We start from the raw sequence: 15,862 nt of genomic DNA on the forward strand, positions 1-15,862 counted from the left end.
CGACCGCCGACCGACCGCACCGCGGCCACGAGGCCCCATGGCCCGATGCCCGATGCCCGATGCCCGATGCCCGATGGCCGCCCGCGCCCGGCTCAGCGGCCCAGCTGGGCCAGCACCGCGCGGGGGCGGTTGGTGATGATGGCGTCGACGCCCAGGCCGACGCACAGGCCGACGTCCTCGGGCTCGTTCACGGTCCACACGTGCACCTGGTGCCCGGCCGCCTTCAGCCGCTCCACATAGGCGGGGTGGGAGCGCGCGATCCGGATCGACGGGCCGGCGATCCGGACGCCCGCCGGCAGCCGTCCGTCCCGCAGCCGGGGCGAGACGAACTGCATCAGGTAGACCGTCGGCAGTGTGGGCGAGGCGGCCCGTACGCGGTGCAGGGAGCGGGCGGAGAAGCTCATCACGCGCACCGGTGACTCCTCCGGGGAGCCCGGGGCGTCCAGGCCGAACCGTTTCAGTAGCATCAGGAGCCGCTCCTCGACCTGGCCCGCCCACCGCGTGGGGTGCTTGGTCTCGATGGCCAGCTCCACCCGGCGTCCGGCGTCGGAGACGAGTTCCAGCAGCCGCTCGAGGGTGAGCACGGAGGTGTCCTCCGGGTCCTCCGGCCGCACCTCCCAGTCGGGCTCCTCGTCCCTGCCCCGCCAGAGGGCGCGCGTCCGCACGGAACCGAAGTCCAGCGCGGCGAGGTCGGCCAGCTCCAGCGCGGATACGGCGCCGCGGCCGTTCGACGTACGGTTGATGCGGCGGTCGTGCACGCAGACGAGGTGGCCGTCCGCGGTGAGGCGTACGTCGCACTCCAGGGCGTCCGCGCCGTCCTCGATCGCCTTGCGGTAGGCGGCCAGCGTGTGCTCCGGTGCCGCCTCGGAGGCGCCGCGGTGCGCGACGACCTGGACGTGTTGCTGCTGCTGCCGTGCATGGGTCACCGCGTCATGGTGCCACCGCGGCGCGGTGTGCGTGACGGCGGACGGGCGTCGACAATGTGTCCGTTTCATGTGAGATGACCTGTATAAAGAATGGCCCCGGACCCACAGCCACCGCTTATGGTGCTCTGACGGCCCGTGGGAAAAGCTGTTGGCATACACCTGATACGTCTGCACCTGCACAGCTGGAGCACGCCGGGTCGGCGGCAGGCATGAGCGAGCGTGACCGAGTGCGACCGAGTGCGACCGACAACGACAGCCGTGGATCGAGGAGAAAAGCTGTGAGCACCGAGAACGAGGGCACCGCGGTACCCCCGGCCCCGTCCGCACCTCCCGTGCCGGTGGAATCCCCCGCAGCCTCCCCCCAGCCGTCCGCTCCGCAGGGCGGCGGCACACCCACGCCCCCGCCCCCCGGCACGCCGCCGCACACTCCCGGTACGCCGCAGCAGGACACGGCCTCCTTCGGCGCGCCCGCGGCCCACGCCTCCGCGGGCGGCCCGGCCGGGCCCGGCGGACCGCAGGGTCCCGGGGGCCCGCAGGGCCCGGGCTCGCCGGCCGACGGCTCCTGGCCGCCGCCGGCCCCCGCCATGCCCTCCTACGCGGGCGGCGGCAGCGGTGCGGGCGCCGGTTCCGGCTGGGGCACGGCGTACCAGCAGCCCGCGCCGAAGCCGGGCGGCCGGCGCGGCGGCCTGGTCGCCGCGGTGCTGGTCGCCGCGCTGGTGGCCGGCGGGCTGGGCGGCGGCATCGGCTACACCCTCGCCAGGAACGACGACACCGGCTCCACCACCGTCGCCGCCTCCGACACGGGTGCCGCCCAGGTCAAGCGCGACCCGGGCTCCATCGCGGGCGTGGCCGCCCGGGCGCTGCCGAGCACGGTCACCATCGAGGCCGAGAGCGACAGCGGCCAGGGCGGCACCGGCACGGGCTTCGTCTTCGACAAGCAGGGCCACATCGTCACCAACAACCACGTGGTGGCCGAGGCCGTCGACGGCGGCAGGCTCACCGCCACGTTCCCCAACGGCAGGAAGTACGACGCCGAGGTCGTCGGCCACGCGCAGGGCTACGACGTGGCTGTGATCAAGCTCAAGAACCCGCCCTCCGACCTCAAGCCGCTCCCGCTCGGCGACTCCGACAAGGTGGCCGTCGGTGACGAGACGATCGCCATCGGCGCCCCCTTCGGCCTGTCCAACACGGTGACGACGGGCATCATCAGCGCCAAGAACCGGCCGGTGGCCTCCAGCGACGGCAGCTCCGGCAGCAAGGCGTCCTACATGAGCGCCCTGCAGACCGACGCGTCCATCAACCCGGGCAACTCCGGCGGCCCGCTCCTGGACGCCCGCGGCGCGGTGATCGGCATCAACTCCGCGATCCAGTCCACGGGCAGCGGTGGCCTCGGCGGTACCGGCCAGTCCGGCTCGATCGGCCTGGGCTTCGCCATCCCGATCAACCAGGCCAAGTACGTCGCCCAGCAGCTGATCAAGACCGGCAAGCCCGTCTACGCCAAGATCGGGGCCTCGGTCTCCCTGGAGGACTCGACCAACGGCGCCAAGATCACCGACCAGGGCGTCAGCGGGTCGGCCGCGGTGGAGGAGGGCGGCCCGGCCGCCAAGGCGGGCCTCAAGCCCGGTGACGTCATCACCAGGCTGGACGACCGGGTGATCGACTCCGGTCCGACCCTCATCGGCGAGATCTGGACCCACAAGCCCGGGGACAAGGTCACGATCACCTACGAGCGCAACGGCAAGGAACACAAGGCCGACCTGACCCTGGGCGCCCGGATCGGCGACAGCAGCTGACGAACCGGGCCGCCGCCCGCACGGGCGGCCCCGAACCCGAGCTCCCCCAGGCGCTACGCTGTACCCGCTCCGCCCCGGCCGACGGGCGAGCGAGGTGGGTTGCCCGAGCGGCCTAAGGGAACGGTCTTGAAAACCGTCGTGGCGTGAGAACGTCACCGTGGGTTCGAATCCCACCGCCTCCGCAGGTCAGAGACGTGCTGGTCAGAAGGGGTGTCCCCAGTGAGGGGGCACCCCTTCTGCATGGAGGGTGTCTCACCTTGATCCGGCTCTGTCGCGTTGTGGATCAGTGCGTGTGGACCAGGCGTGGACCAAGATGGCGCCCGTATCAGCCCCTCACCAGGCACTCCTTGGAGTCCTGGGACTCATTCATACATGCGAAAGTCGCCTTGCGAAGGACTGCTGCAACGCAGTCTTCCCCGTCCCGCCTGCCGAGGGGGAGCGGTGGCGGGCGGGGAAGATGGGACGCGGACTCACTACGCAGTCTCAGAGGCGAGGACGGCCGTTGTAGCGTGGTACAGCCTTACGGCCGGGCTACAAGAGCTCCATGGGTTGGCCGTCACACGGTCGCGGGCTCCTCGGCGTTGGCGAGCAACGGAAGACTCTGACGCACGCGTTCGGCCGGCGACATCGGTTGTGTCCTCGTGGCTTCGTCCCAGTAGCCGTCCTTCGTGTGCTTCATCAGAACGTGCCAGAGGTGGGGCATGACCGACTCCGGTGTCGGGCCGAGACCGGTGTCGTAGTCTCCGGTCGTTACCGAGGTTATCTCTTGCGGCGGGATGATGTAGTGGCCGTCTTCCCTCAAAGTCCTCAAATTCCTCTGAACGGCCGCGCTCTCCCACATAGAGGGGTTCATAGCAGGGGCGAACACTATTGGCCCACGTGATGCCACGATTGCAGTGGACAGAAGGTCATCCGCGATGCCGTGTGCGGCCTTGCCGAGGATGTTCGCGGAAGCAGGCAGCACCAGAAAGAGATCTGCCCAGCGAGTGGCCGTGATGTGAGGACTCTTGGACTGAGGATTTCCCCAGATGTCGGTAATGACCGGAACATCGGTGTGCAGTTCCACCGTCTTCGGGTTGACCATGTCGCAGGCGGACTGCGTCATGATGACACGGACTGATGTCGCGAACTCTCTCCGGAACTGTGCGAGGTACCCGCCGATCTGAGCGCAATGAATCGATCCGCTGATCCCGATCAGAAGCTTTTCGCAAGGCAGGGCAGTACTCATCGATATCCTCTTCGGCGGTTTCGAGTAATTGGCTAGCCGGACAAATCCTCTGGTCGGCTCCCATGATGCAGATAAGCAAGATGGGAGGCGACCCCGAATCTGGGCGTCACCTCCCATCTAGGCGGCTGATTAGCAGCCGTAGTTGTTGAGCTTGCGCTCGCGCTTGCTGTCGGTCTTCGACGTCGCGATCCAGGTCATGGTGGCACCCCCTTCGGTAATCAGGCAGGTCGACTGAAGTCAACCTGAGCGACCATTGAAACGGCAGGGCGGAACTTTTGCAGCACCGACCTACCGAGCTCTTATGCTGTGGCGGACGGCTTGATGAACAGGCTCTCTGCGCGGATGAGCTTCAAGGTGTCGCCAATGGTGTGCTTGGACTTGGGGCACTCGGCTTCACCCTCATCCATCCACTCCTTGGGACAGATCGCGCCGTGACACGTCGGGCTGAAGTAGCAAGAAACACATTTCTTGCCCGTGTCCATGCCGTTGGTCTCTGTCCACAGCGCCATCTTCCGCCAGTCCAGATCCATGGTGCCGTCGCTGTGAAGCTGCCCCACGATGTTTCGGTCGTGGTAGTCCAACTCGACAGTGCACTTGTAGACCTTGCCGTCAGATCCGATGACGAAGGAGCGTGGATTGGCCGCGTAGCAAATCGCACCACTGGGGCGCAACATGTCGATACCGTGCGCGTCCCGGAAGCCGGCGTCCAGAGCCAACTTCTTGGCTTCGATAAGGGATCGCAGCATGGGCCTACCCTCGCAGACGCTCAGGCTTGCGTCGTTCTCTCCGCCCCAGCGTCCAATGGGCTGCAGTTCGGTCACGAACCGTTCATCCCCGCCGAATTCACTCTTGAGCATTTCATAGAACTCGGCCACCCGAGGGATGTTTCCGGGGTCGAAGTTGTAGCGGATGGCCACTTCAAAATCGTGATCAGAACTGTGCAGATAGCGCAGGTTCTCCATGATGCGCGCGAAGGTCTTTTCGCCGTTCGCGCCTACGCGGCGTTCGTCGTGATCGTGCTCCACCCCATCCAGCGAGATCTGGAAGTTCTTGAGTCCGAGCGGAATGATTCGGTCAGCGTATTCGGGTGTGAGCTCGTATCCATTGGTTGTAGCGGCGCACTGGAAGGTGGCACCCACACGTGCAGCATACTGCTGACAGTGCTCAGTGATTTCCGCTACGACGTCGCCGGCGATCAGCGGTTCCCCGCCGAACCAGGAGACTGTCAGTTGCTCCAGCCCTTGCTGTGACTCAACGAACTTCTTGACTCCGTTCCTGATGTCCGGAGTCATCTCGCCGCGTAGGAATGCCTCGTAGCAGTAGACACAGCGGAAATTGCATTGCTCCGTCGGCATGATGATCAGTTCAAGGCTTCGATCCGTGTAGCGACGGATGTAGTTCTCGTGCACGATTGCCGACTCATCGGTCCCCTGGAGCACGAGAAATCCGCCCTGTTCCAGATCACTGAGAATTCCGCTCAGGGGTCCCTCGGTAACGGTGTCGCGAAGCAGGGCCTTTCGTGCCGATTCTGCGTTCTCTTGAGCGACCACCCCGACTGCGCCGGTGCGTGCGCAGTACAGAATCAGCGAGCCATCATCGTCGTGAGAGAGGCTGAGGAACCGGGACGGGACATAGCGGGTCTTGTTCTGCCTATCTCCCATCGAGGGGCCTCCGATAGTGGCGTCCGGCTGGTTACGAGGAATACGGAAGCAGAAGGCAGAGGGAGGAGTCAACGGCTTTCGAGGGAGAAGTTTATTGTCCAATTACCCGGACAGGGTTCCAAGGAATTGGACAATAAATTGAGTTTCTGCAGGTCGCCGATGTTCCCATGGCTTCTCGGCCGGACAGCCTGTCGCGCTCCCCGGTGGCACGGGGCCGGGCCACCGGCGATCGTCGCCGGTCGCGCTTAGAGCGAGTGGTGAGAGCGAGCAGGGGATAGCCGGCCCAAGGGGCCAGTTGCCTCGATGCCGGCCAAACGACTTCGCGCCACGCCCCGTTCCCGGGCCGGACCATCAGCAGAAATCGGCCACGGTTGGCACCCAAGGAGCAGCACCTCTCCGGCCCGCGGAGCGGGGCAAGGTCAGGGTGTAGGGCAGGGCTGGGGGGGATCGGGATCACGCCAAGATGCGGAGGCCACGTACCTAATCGGCTGAGCACGTGTGCACGATGAGCCTCGCAACCAGCTATCGAAAGCTCTGTCGAGAGGTCTATCGACAACGGGGTGGGATGATGCAGGAAGGCGCGCTTGTCGGCGTCAGTGGTGCGGCGAAGATCCTCGGGACTACAGCCGACGCGGTGTACAAGCTCATCTACCGGGGTCGGTTTCCTGACCCCGACGCGTTGGTCGACGGGCGCCGATGTTGGTACCCCGCCACGATCCGCACGTACGCGAGAAGCGAGTCTCGGCGAGGCCCTGGCCGTCCGCGGTCCGCCCCGTCAGGACGTCCGGCTTCTGCACCGCGGACCGCCCCATCTGCCCCTTTCCACGTCGAGACCCAGCGATCGGCTCCACGTACTGCATGGGGCGACTCAAAGAGCCGGGCCTTCAGATTCCTCGACTGATGACATAAGCGGCGCGGGCAGGACCTGGCCATGGTATGCCGTGGTGTCAGACGGGTCCGACCGCAGTCGAGCCCGTCGAGTAAGGAGGTACCCGGCGGCCAGTGCGACGTTGACGGTCATGAGGGCGAGAAGGATGCGGTAATCGACCACCGCCAGCAGCATGGCTCCCACCCCGATTGCTGTGATCTGCGGTACGCCGTTGAGCATTTCGCATGCCGAATAGACTCGCCCCTGCAGGTGGTTGGGCGTTGATCGCTGCAGCAGGCTGAAAACCCCAATGGTGATGCACGGAAGGCTCAAGCCGAACGCCAACTCTCCGGCGAGAACCGGCAGCAGCCAGGGCAGTGTTTGAAGCGGAAGCCCGAGACACAAGACCACCATGCCGCCAGCCGTCAGTGCTGTTTCACCTGCGCGACGGATCACGGCTGGGGCAATGACGCTGCCGAGGATGCCACCAACACCCATGGCTACGGTGAGGACACCGACGAACTCGGGCGGCCGGTGCAGCCCATCGTCGACAACGGCATACAGCACGCCCTCGCTCAACCCCAGGGTGATCGAAGAAAGACCATAAGCGAGGACGATCTGACGCAGTGCCGCGGTTCTTACGATGTGTCGGGCCCCGGCAGCTGCCTCAGTACGCCACCGTTGCCCCTTTGAAGCCGTCTGGTTCTCACGGACTCTGAGCATGATGAGGGTCGCCACCGCGACCAACAGCGCACCTGCGTCGAGCAGGATGACGGCCCTGGGGCCCACGGCAGCGAAGAGGCTTGCTCCGGTCAACGGTGCGATGAGGCGCAGTCCCTCCCTCGTTCCGCGTAAGGCGCTGTTGCCCACGGGCAGGAGGTGCTTCGGCAGGATGGTTACGAGTAGCGCTGACCCCCCTGAGTTCAGCACAGTGGAAGCAGCTCCGAGAACTCCCATGACCAGGAAGATGAGCCACAACTGGTTGCGGCCGTTTACGAGGAGGAGCGACAGGAGAGCGGCGGCGCACGAGCCGTTGGTCACTATCAGCAGCGTTCGGCGTCGATAGCGATCGACGAGTATCCCGGCGAGCGGGCCGAGGAGTTGTGGCGCGGCCATGGTGAGAATCAGAAGGCCGGTGAGCGAAGTGCTGCCTGTCAGGCTCTTGACCCACACCGCTGCGGCGATCCATAAGGCGTTGTCGCCGAACATGGACAGTGCCTGGCCGGCAAGGTATAGCCGGGCATCGCGGATTTTCAGAAGTTCACGCATCGTCGGTCTCCTCAAAGTCGGAGGGCCGTTCGATGGGAAAGCCGACCACAAGGACCTCTACGGGAAGACAGCTCGACGATTTTCGGTTCGGATCGGCCAACGCCGCGCGGTAGCGCATCAGGACCGCCAGCAGCTCGTTGTTGAGCGCCTTCAACTCGTCCGGTGTGGCGAACAACATGGTCCTGGTGGTGTCGGCAGCCTTCTGCCAGGCGGAGGGATACCGGTCCCTGGTCTCCATCCATGCGCGCAGCCGAACCAGCGACTGATCTTCGATCAGTCGGGCCAGCCTCTTGGCGGTCTCCGCTGTACGAGGGTCGTCGGCCGCTTGGGAATAGGAGATGCCCAAGTGAGTGAGTCGCCAGGGGCGACGGCGGCCCGGTCCGTGCCCCGCCTCCTCGACGAATCCATACTTCGCTAGCTGCCGTAGATGGAACGAGCACGTCGTTGCAGACGCTCCGATGGCATCGCCGGCCTCTGTAGCGGTCAGGGGCCCGTTCGTCGTCAGCGCTTCCAGGACGGCGATCCGGACAGGGTGAGTCAGGGCCCGCAGGGCCATGGGGTCGCTGACTTCGAGTAGCCCTTGGTGCAAGGGCATCGGTGCTGCGGCCTGCGCGTCGGGTGCGCGCGAGGCATCTTCGAGAGACATCTCTCAATAGTGCTCTCTCGACAGAAGGTTGGCAATAGCGAGAGGAGTTCATTCCTCGGGCCGTGAACGTCCCCTTCCCCGTTGGCAGTCGAGAGCCTATCCGCGTTGCGGGGGCGCCCGGCGGGCTCATCGGTCGATTGATCGATGAGCCCGGCCCCGCTCCGTCAACCTCCTCTTTGCGCCTCTCCGCCCTCTTCTTCCGCCTTCAGCGCTCGTTCGATCTGCTGGTTCGCGTGCTGCTGGTTGCGGTGGATGGCTTTGGCGTAGAAGCGGAACAGGACCGCGATGCTATGGCCTGCCCGGCGCGCGACCTCGGCCGGCGAGACGCCGGACTCAAGCCAGAGCGAGACGCCCGCGTGGCGCAGGGAGTACGGCACGTCAGCCAGCGGTGAGGCAGCCTCGGACTCTGTCAGCACCGCGAGCCGGGCCGCCTTCCAGACCTCTCCGTACTCCTTGGACAGGAGGTGGCCACCCTGGGACGCACGGAACAGCCGACCATCTGCGGCCGTGCCGAACTCCTTGATGTGCTGGTTGCGTCCAGGGAAGTGGTGTACGGGTTCGACCTGATCCGGGGGTTTGCTCCGGCATCGGGATGGCGCCCGCATAGACGAACGGCCACCGGCTGATCTTTCAAGACGACCAAGTCTTTGAAGGAGATCAGCACGATGACCGCACCCGACAGTCTGCCCCTGCACGCCCTCGTGGAAGACAATCTCGCCTCGGCGAGTCCGGACCTGCTGCGCGCGATGGTCAAGACGTTCGCCGACGCAATCATGTCGGCGGAAGCCGACGCGCTCTGCAACGCCGAATACGGGCAGGTCAGCGAGGAACGCGTCAACCATCGCAACGGCTATCGCCCGCGGGAGTGGGACACCCGCGCCGGGACCGTCGAACTCGCCGTCCCCAAGCTGAGGCAGGGCAGCTACTTCCCGCACTGGCTGCTGGAACGACGTCGCCGGGCCGAGCAGGCCCTGATCTCGGTGGTGGCCACCGCCTACCTGCTTGGCGTCTCCACCCGCAGAGTCGAGAAGCTCGCCGAGTCCCTCGGCGTCACCCAGCTGTCGAAGTCCCAGGTCAGCGCAATGGCCAAGCATCTGGACGAGCAGGTCGCAGCCTTCCGCAACCGGCCCCTGGACGCCGGGCCGTATGCGTTCGTCTGGGTCGACGCGCTCACACAGAAGGTCCGCGAGGGCGGCCGGATCATCAACGTCCACGCGCTGATCGCGGTCGGCGTCAACGCCGACGGCCACCGCGAGATCCTCGGCCTGGACGTCGCCACCGCCGAGGACGGCGCCGGCTGGCTCGCCTTCCTGCGTTCTTTGATCGCCCGCGGCCTGTCCGGTGTCCAGCTCGTCATCTCCGACGCCCATGCCGGCCTCGTTGACGCCATCGGCATGGGCAGGACTGCGCCGCAGAGCGGCGGGCGTGCGTTCAGCGGTAGAGCTCCAGTTGGGCGATGGACCCGCCCCGCGCCGGGGGGAACCAGGAAAGACGCGGGGGCGGGGGTCATCGGGACATGCGCCGCCCTCTGGGTCGGCGATGGCGGCCCGTCCCCGCCGGGGAGTGGGGTGGGCACCGGGCGGGGACGGGGGCTTGCGGGGGTGCCGGGCGGCGCGTAGGCAGTGGATACACCCGGAGGGAGTACCGGGCGTCGTAGTCCGTCACGGTGAACAGGAACGGGCGGCCCGTGGCGAGGGCGCGTAGCGCGTGCTCGTACGCCTGCTCACTGTCGGCCCACGCGCGCAGTTCGGCATCAGGGCGAGGCACGTCCGGTCCTGCGGCGGTGAGCGGCGCATCCCGGAGGAATACGGCCTCAGGGTCGGGGGACAACAGCCCTGCGAGGCGGAGTGCTTCGGCGCGTAGCCAGCGGGCGGCGAGGCGCGGGGACCGGCCGCGGTAGGTGGCGAGCAGAACCTCGCGGGTGCCGCTGAGGTCGTGGGCGGTCGCCTCACAGCGGAAGGCGATGGGCGACCGCATCGGGGGACGTGCGGAGGCCGGCGGAGCGAGCATCAGCACGGCCGGGCTCACCGCTCATGCTCCCGAACCGATTTCCACTCCTGCTCCTGAGCCGATTTCCGCGCCCCGATCAGCTTGCCGACCTGGCCGTAGTACAGCTCAACTTGCGCCGGAGTGAGAACGAGCATCGTCTCGCAGGCGCCGCCGTCCTCGTAGTGCACGGTGACCGGCAGTGCGGCCTGCTGTGCGCGATGGTCGTAGACGGCGTCCCGCTGCATGGGGGTGACATGCGTGACCGGGACGGGCACTGGGCGCAGGGTCTTTCCGTCGGACCTGGCCCGCCAGTCCTCACCACCGCCAGGCGGGCGCAGTTGGTACGACGCGGAGCTGTCGCTCGGCAGGGCGACGCACACCCCGATCTTCCCGCCCTTGGCGAGGTCGAGGGCGAGGTCACCGAGGCGGGGGTGAAACGGGGCGCCAGGGATTAACTCGGCGCCCCGCGCGGGGAGTTGCTTCGAGGTCTCTTCGGCCATGCCCCGAAGCTATGAAGATCTCCCGGGTCGAATATGAACCGCAGGAATACGACCCTCATCCGTCGAGGTGGAAGCGGTCTGACATGCGGCGCAGCTTCTCGCGGGTGCTCGCGCGCTCGGCGTACACGATGCTTCGCAGGGTTGACCGGGCGATGGGGTGATTGCGGACGAGCTGGGGGGCGATGCGCTCGGCCTTCTCCAGTTCCTTCAGCGCCTTGTCGCGGTTCCCATCCCACAGCCAAGCGCGAGCCAGGTCCATGTGGTGATGCCCTTGACGGGAGTTGGGAAGCGACTCGACCAGTTCCTTGCTCGTGCGCCGGTTTATCGACAGCGCCTCCCGTTGCTCATGCATCTCCAGAGCGACGCTGATCGCATGGATCTGCACGTTGCCCGGCGAGAAGGTGAGGCTGTGGCGGTCGTAGACCGGAGGGCCGACGGCCTCTGTCATCCGCTTGGCTGCACTCCGCGCGTGCTTGATCCGGTCCTTCGCTTCGGCCTTGCGACCGCTCCGGGCAGCCGAGACTGCCGCGCGCAGTTGCAGTGACCCCCACGCGCGCACAGCCAGCGGCTCACCCTGGTCATATTCCTGCTGCACGGTGCGAATCGCCTTGTCGGACAGGGCAATGGCGTCTTCCCAGTCGGCCGTGGCCCACATGTCCCAGACACGCATCCAGTCGGCGACCGCAGGCATGACAGAGTCGCCGGACAGCCGGGCAGACCAAGCAGCCCGCTCACACGCCATGGCGATCAGCTCAGGGTGTCCAAGGGCGTGCGCAGAGGTGTGGGCGAACTTGCAGCACACGGCGTAGATGGCGAACGCCTCTTCCCGCTCATGCCCCGTGGAGACTTCGGCGAGGGCGCGTGCCTCACGGAACAGGTCGGGGAGAACTTCCATGATCGCCACGTTGGCGGCAGCGTCACGCAGGAGGTGAAGGCGAGTGGTTTCCTGCCAGAGCTGGCGGGCAGGCCGGGGAGTTCCGTCGAAGACGGGGGCGAGGTCGTAGCGGCGCAGCTCACGCATGATCGCTGCGGCGGAGACCTGCCACTGATTCTCGGCCGGGGAGCTGTTGTACGGCCGCCCGATCAGGTCGTTCGGGTGTACGTGCAGCTCCGAGGCCAGCAGGTTGAGCAGGCCGACACGGTCTAGCTCGATGTGTCCGCGTTCCATCTTGGAAACCCACCCTTGGGTCTTGCCCAGGGCGGCAGCGAGGTCAGCTTGCGTCATGCCGAGGCGGAGCCGTGCGCGGCGTGCGCGACGGCCGATCTCTTCGGCTTCTTCCAGCATCAGCGCGCCCCCCTATCGGTGAGGCGCCGGCGGTCCAGGGGGCGGCGAGGCATCGTGCTCCATCCGTCGGGGCTTCTACCCTTGACGGTACCCAGGCCGCGTGCCGCGTGTGGAGTTCTCCAGGTCACGAAGTGCCCGGCAAGGGCGCCAGTGGACCCCGTGTGGACCATGGAGCCCGCGCGGCGCACGAGCCCGGTACTCTGTAGCCGTTCCGCCGCTGGTAGGCGGGACGGAGGTGGGTTGCCCGAGCGGCCTAAGGGAACGGTCTTGAAAACCGTCGTGGCGCAAGCCACCGTGGGTTCAAATCCCACACCCACCGCATGAGCGAACGGCCCCTGACCAGGATTGATGGTCGGGGGCCTTCTCTATGCGCGGTGTCTGCCAGTGACCGTGGCTGCCGTGAGTTCCCGGTCTGCCGGGCAGGGGTGGGGCACGGGCTTCAGCCGCCCAGGCACTCCGAGCAGCCGGAGCGAGCCGATCGCACTGCGGTCGCCCGCATCCCAAGATGACCAACGGGACCACCCTCAGGTCGACCTCGACCTCATGTTTTGCTCAACTGACGTGGTAGAAAAGACAGTTGCTCCCTAGGGTCAACCCTGGCGGTCGACGGGGCCGCCTTCATCCGGAGAAACACCGCGGCTGGTCTACAAGGGCCGCGAGACGTGGCACGGGAAAAGCTGATGCGCAGCGCAGGGATCGTTCTGCTGGTGGTATCCGCCGCTGTGGTGTCCGGGTGCAGCGGCGGGAAGAGTACGTCGCCTTCTCCGAGTGCCTCGAAGGCGGCGCTGGTGTCCGATCCGGACAATCCTGAGAAGGGCGCCAAGAAGCCGGGCCGGCTGGGTCCGGGGACGGTGAAGCTGCCCGTGGCCGCGGATCGGATTGCCGCATTGTCCGTGCGGTATGACTGTCTCGGTCCCTCGGGTGGTCTGAAGGTCAGCAATGGGACAGCGCTGCGCGCCGGGATCGAAGTGTGTGACGACAGCGCCACCTACGGTGCCTCGATGAAGGCGAAAGACCTGGATGGCCGGAAATTCGGCGGCACGGTCAAGGTCGAGGTCGACAAGCGGACGCGGTGGCGCGTTTCCGTCAGCATCACCGACAAGGACGGCGTCAAACAGACCGTCCATAGCTGAGCCCGACTCTGTCGGGGATCTTGGAGCTGCCCGGTGCGTCGGCGTGACTGGCGGGCATGCTCGGCCGTCGGCATGTTCCCCTGCCGTGCCCGGGTCAGTCGTTGATGCCCGACAGGAACCGTCGGCGCGGCGGCGCACGGTCTCACGTGTCGAGGACGGCGGCGACGGCCTCGATCTCGACGAGTTGGTCCTGGTACCCGAGCACAGTGACGCCCATCAGGGTGCTGGGAACGTCGTGATCGGCGAACGAGTCGCGGACCACCTTCCAGGCGGTCACCAGATCCTCGCGCCGGGCCGACGCGACGAGAACCCGCGTACTGATGACGTCCTGGAGCGACGCGCCGGCGGCGGCGAGGGCGGTGCGCATGTTCTCGACGGCCTTCCGTGCCTGCCCCGCGTAGTCCCCGACCGCTGCGGTGGAGCCGTCGTCGTTCAACGGACACGCCCCGGCGAGGAAGACCAGGCGTGCCTCGGCGGGCGCCGTGGCCGCGTAGGCGTACTCGGCGACGTCGGACAGGGCGGCCGAGCGGATCAGAGTGATGGCACGAGCCATGGTGGTCGGGTCCTTTTCCCTCGGGTGCTGAGGGGGCCATCGTGCCCACAGCCCCTCGCCGCCCACCTCTTCTTTTTGGCGGGCCGCCCCCCCTCTCCGGCCTCCCCCGGCGGCGTGCCTACGGCCGGTGGCCCGTCAGGCGGGCCGCGGAGGCGATGGTGGCGCGGGCCTCGCGTTCCGTCAGGCCGGTGGTGCGCGCCGCGCCGACCAGGGGGTCGACCAGGGCGGGGCCGATGCCGTCCTCGTAGGCGCGGCAGGCCGCCCAGAACAGGCGCGTGTTGCGCTGGCCCTCGTGCGCGGCGAGGACGAACTGGACCAGGCCCTGCCCGTGCCGGCCCGCCGACGACGGCACGGGGTGGTGCGCTGCGCGGGGCGGTGGCAGGAGCAGGCGCAGCAGGGACGGTGGGCAGGGGGCGGGCGCGAGGCGGGCGGTGCCGGGGGCGGTGGAGTAGACGCCGTGGTCGGTGCGGGAGCCGGGGCCGACCAGGTAGCCGCCGGCGCCGCGGATGTCGATGCCGGGGGCGAGGCGGCCGGCGGAGTTCGGGACGACGACGTCCGGCGGGCCGCTCAGCCAGAGATGGCGGCCGCCGCTCGGGGTGAGGACGACGACCGTGGCGGGGATCGTGAACAGGTGGCGCAGGGCGATCTCGCGCAGGGCGGCGGGGGCGTCGGAGCCGCTCTTGGTGTCGAGGTCGACGCCGATCAGGTGGTGCGGCGGCAGTCCGCAGGCGATGCCGTAGCCGGTGGCCCAGGGGGCGGCGGCGAACATCTCGCGGATGCGGGCGGGGTCGGTGGAGGCGTCGTACACACCGTGGCCGAAGCGGCCGCACTCGCCGTGGCAGGGCGGCCCGCCGGCCGGGCCGGTGCCGGTGGCGTCGCGGTGGGGGGAGCGCAGGGCCGGGAGCTTCGTCCGGGACAGCGGGATGACGGCCAGTCCGCGTTCGGCGGCGGACAGGGCGTGTGCGAGGGCCAGCGTCGTGGCCTGCCGGTCGATGGTGGCCATGGTTCTATGTTCGTACTAGTGTTCGAAAAAGGGAAGAGGGGTGGCCGGGTGGCTCGCCCGGGCGGCCCGCCGGGACGCTACGACGCCCCGACGCCCCGACGTCCGCCCCCCTTTCACCGACGCCCCCCTTCCCCGGCGGCCCCCCTTCCCCGGCCATCCCGGCCATCCCGGCCGCCCCGGCCGCCCCGCCACCCCGGCCAACCCGCAGGGGGCCGGGGGTGCTTCGTCCACCTCCAGTAGGTGGGGCGGGCCTCACCCGTACAACCTGAGGGGGACTCCGCTTCGGGACCTGCGGCCGATCCGCCGGGGCGGGTGCCGCTCCTAGCGTTGAGGCATGACCACACCCGTGTGCACCGGCGCGTCGGCCGCCGCCGTACCGGCGGCGCAGAGCCCGGCGTATCCGTCGTTCACGTCGTACGTGCGGGCCCGCCGGCCGGTGCTGCTGCGCACCGCCCGGTCGCTCACCGCCAACGCCAGCGACGCGGAGGACCTGCTGCAGACCGCGCTCACCAAGACCTACGTGGCCTGGGAGCGGATCGAGGACCACCGGGCGCTCGACGGCTATGTCCGCCGTGCGCTGCTGAACACCCGCACCTCGCAGTGGCGCAAGCGCAAGGTGGACGAGTTCAGCTGCGAGGAGCTGCCCGAGCCGGAGCCCGTGCCCGACGCCGCGGACCCCGCGGAGCGGCAGGCCCTGCGCGACGCCATGTGGCGGTCGGTCATGAAGCTGCCCGCGCGGCAGCGGGCCATGGTCGTCCTGCGGTACTACGAGGACCTCTCCGAGGCGCAGACGGCCGAGGTGCTCGGTGTGTCCGTGGGCACGGTGAAGTCGGCGGTCTCCCGGGCGCTCGGCAAGCTCCGGGAGGACCCCGAGCTGGGTCTCGTGCGCTGACCGCGGCCCGCCGCCGCCCCTCCCGACCGGAAGGTCGGTGCAGAAGGTCACGTGATCGATCGTCCGCCCCTAGTGACATACCGCTCGGTATGTGCGCAGAATCAGCGGCATCCCTT

General features: G+C 67.8%; 13 protein-coding genes, 2 tRNA genes and 1 pseudogene. 6 read left to right on the plus strand and 10 right to left on the minus strand.

Annotated elements, in window-relative coordinates; genetic code table 11:
- Positions 1–92 precede the first annotated feature (92 nt).
- Entirely contained in the window at positions 93–926 is an 834-nt protein-coding gene (locus ACI2LW_RS12070; protein WP_404731083.1) for a glycerophosphodiester phosphodiesterase, read from the minus strand.
- A 278-nt stretch (positions 927–1,204) separates the two neighbouring features.
- Between ACI2LW_RS12070 and ACI2LW_RS12075 the strand changes: the two genes are divergently transcribed.
- Complete coding sequence (locus ACI2LW_RS12075) at positions 1,205–2,719, plus strand: S1C family serine protease (RefSeq protein WP_404731084.1); 1,515 nt, start codon at positions 1,205–1,207, stop codon at positions 2,717–2,719.
- A gap of 91 nt (positions 2,720–2,810) precedes the next feature.
- A tRNA-Ser gene (locus ACI2LW_RS12080) sits at positions 2,811–2,901 on the plus strand.
- A 374-nt stretch (positions 2,902–3,275) separates the two neighbouring features.
- Here ACI2LW_RS12080 and ACI2LW_RS12085 read toward each other — a convergent pair.
- From ACI2LW_RS12085 to ACI2LW_RS12105, 5 genes are all read right to left on the minus strand, one after another.
- On the minus strand, positions 3,276–3,947 hold the full coding sequence (locus tag ACI2LW_RS12085) for a flavoprotein (protein ID WP_404731085.1): 672 nt from the start codon (positions 3,945–3,947) through the stop codon (positions 3,276–3,278).
- Between the two features lie 299 nt (positions 3,948–4,246).
- Positions 4,247–5,608 (minus strand): radical SAM protein, encoded by a 1,362-nt coding sequence (locus tag ACI2LW_RS12090; protein ID WP_404731086.1) that lies wholly within the window; start codon positions 5,606–5,608, stop codon positions 4,247–4,249.
- Positions 5,609–6,476: 868 nt separating this feature from the next.
- Positions 6,477–7,745, minus strand: a complete 1,269-nt coding sequence (locus tag ACI2LW_RS12095; protein WP_404731087.1) for an MFS transporter — start codon at positions 7,743–7,745, stop codon at positions 6,477–6,479.
- Entirely contained in the window at positions 7,738–8,391 is a 654-nt protein-coding gene (locus ACI2LW_RS12100) for a helix-turn-helix domain-containing protein (protein ID WP_404731088.1), read from the minus strand. Before ACI2LW_RS12100 ends, ACI2LW_RS12095 begins: the two co-directional genes overlap by 8 nt.
- A gap of 164 nt (positions 8,392–8,555) precedes the next feature.
- Positions 8,556–8,996 carry a hypothetical protein gene (locus tag ACI2LW_RS12105; protein ID WP_404731089.1) on the minus strand — a complete coding sequence of 147 codons (441 nt, stop codon included), beginning with the start codon at positions 8,994–8,996 and terminating at the stop codon, positions 8,556–8,558.
- Between the two features lie 60 nt (positions 8,997–9,056).
- On the opposite strand from ACI2LW_RS12105, the pseudogene ACI2LW_RS12110 reads away from it, so the two are divergent.
- Positions 9,057–9,785, plus strand: a pseudogene (locus tag ACI2LW_RS12110) (IS256 family transposase); the annotation flags it as partial.
- A 630-nt stretch (positions 9,786–10,415) separates the two neighbouring features.
- Here the strand turns inward: ACI2LW_RS12110 and ACI2LW_RS12115 are convergent.
- Both ACI2LW_RS12115 and ACI2LW_RS12120 read right to left on the minus strand, forming a co-directional pair.
- Positions 10,416–10,880: a hypothetical protein gene (locus ACI2LW_RS12115; protein WP_404731090.1), complete on the minus strand. Its 465-nt coding sequence runs from the start codon at positions 10,878–10,880 to the stop codon at positions 10,416–10,418.
- A gap of 55 nt (positions 10,881–10,935) precedes the next feature.
- Positions 10,936–12,165, minus strand: coding sequence for a helix-turn-helix domain-containing protein (locus ACI2LW_RS12120; protein ID WP_404731091.1), 1,230 nt, complete (start codon positions 12,163–12,165; stop codon positions 10,936–10,938).
- Positions 12,166–12,399: 234 nt separating this feature from the next.
- On the opposite strand from ACI2LW_RS12120, the gene ACI2LW_RS12125 reads away from it, so the two are divergent.
- Positions 12,400–12,484: transfer RNA gene (locus tag ACI2LW_RS12125), tRNA-Ser, on the plus strand.
- A gap of 343 nt (positions 12,485–12,827) precedes the next feature.
- The gene (locus tag ACI2LW_RS12130; RefSeq protein ID WP_404731092.1) at positions 12,828–13,298 is read left to right on the plus strand and encodes a hypothetical protein; all 471 of its coding nucleotides are present in this window, start codon (positions 12,828–12,830) and stop codon (positions 13,296–13,298) included.
- Positions 13,299–13,440: 142 nt separating this feature from the next.
- Here the strand turns inward: ACI2LW_RS12130 and ACI2LW_RS12135 are convergent, their stop codons facing one another.
- Together ACI2LW_RS12135 and ACI2LW_RS12140 are read right to left on the minus strand one after the other, a co-directional pair.
- On the minus strand, positions 13,441–13,851 hold the full coding sequence (locus tag ACI2LW_RS12135) for a RidA family protein (protein ID WP_404731093.1): 411 nt from the start codon (positions 13,849–13,851) through the stop codon (positions 13,441–13,443).
- 118 nt (positions 13,852–13,969) lie between these two features.
- Positions 13,970–14,854: a bifunctional DNA primase/polymerase gene (locus ACI2LW_RS12140; RefSeq protein WP_404731094.1), complete on the minus strand. Its 885-nt coding sequence runs from the start codon at positions 14,852–14,854 to the stop codon at positions 13,970–13,972.
- 334 nt (positions 14,855–15,188) lie between these two features.
- Between ACI2LW_RS12140 and ACI2LW_RS12145 the strand changes: the two genes are divergently transcribed.
- Positions 15,189–15,746: a SigE family RNA polymerase sigma factor gene (locus tag ACI2LW_RS12145; protein WP_404731095.1), complete on the plus strand. Its 558-nt coding sequence runs from the start codon at positions 15,189–15,191 to the stop codon at positions 15,744–15,746.
- Positions 15,747–15,862 lie beyond the last annotated feature (116 nt).

Source organism: Streptomyces sp. NPDC004065 (genome assembly GCF_044903565.1).
GTDB lineage: Bacteria > Actinomycetota > Actinomycetes > Streptomycetales > Streptomycetaceae > Streptomyces.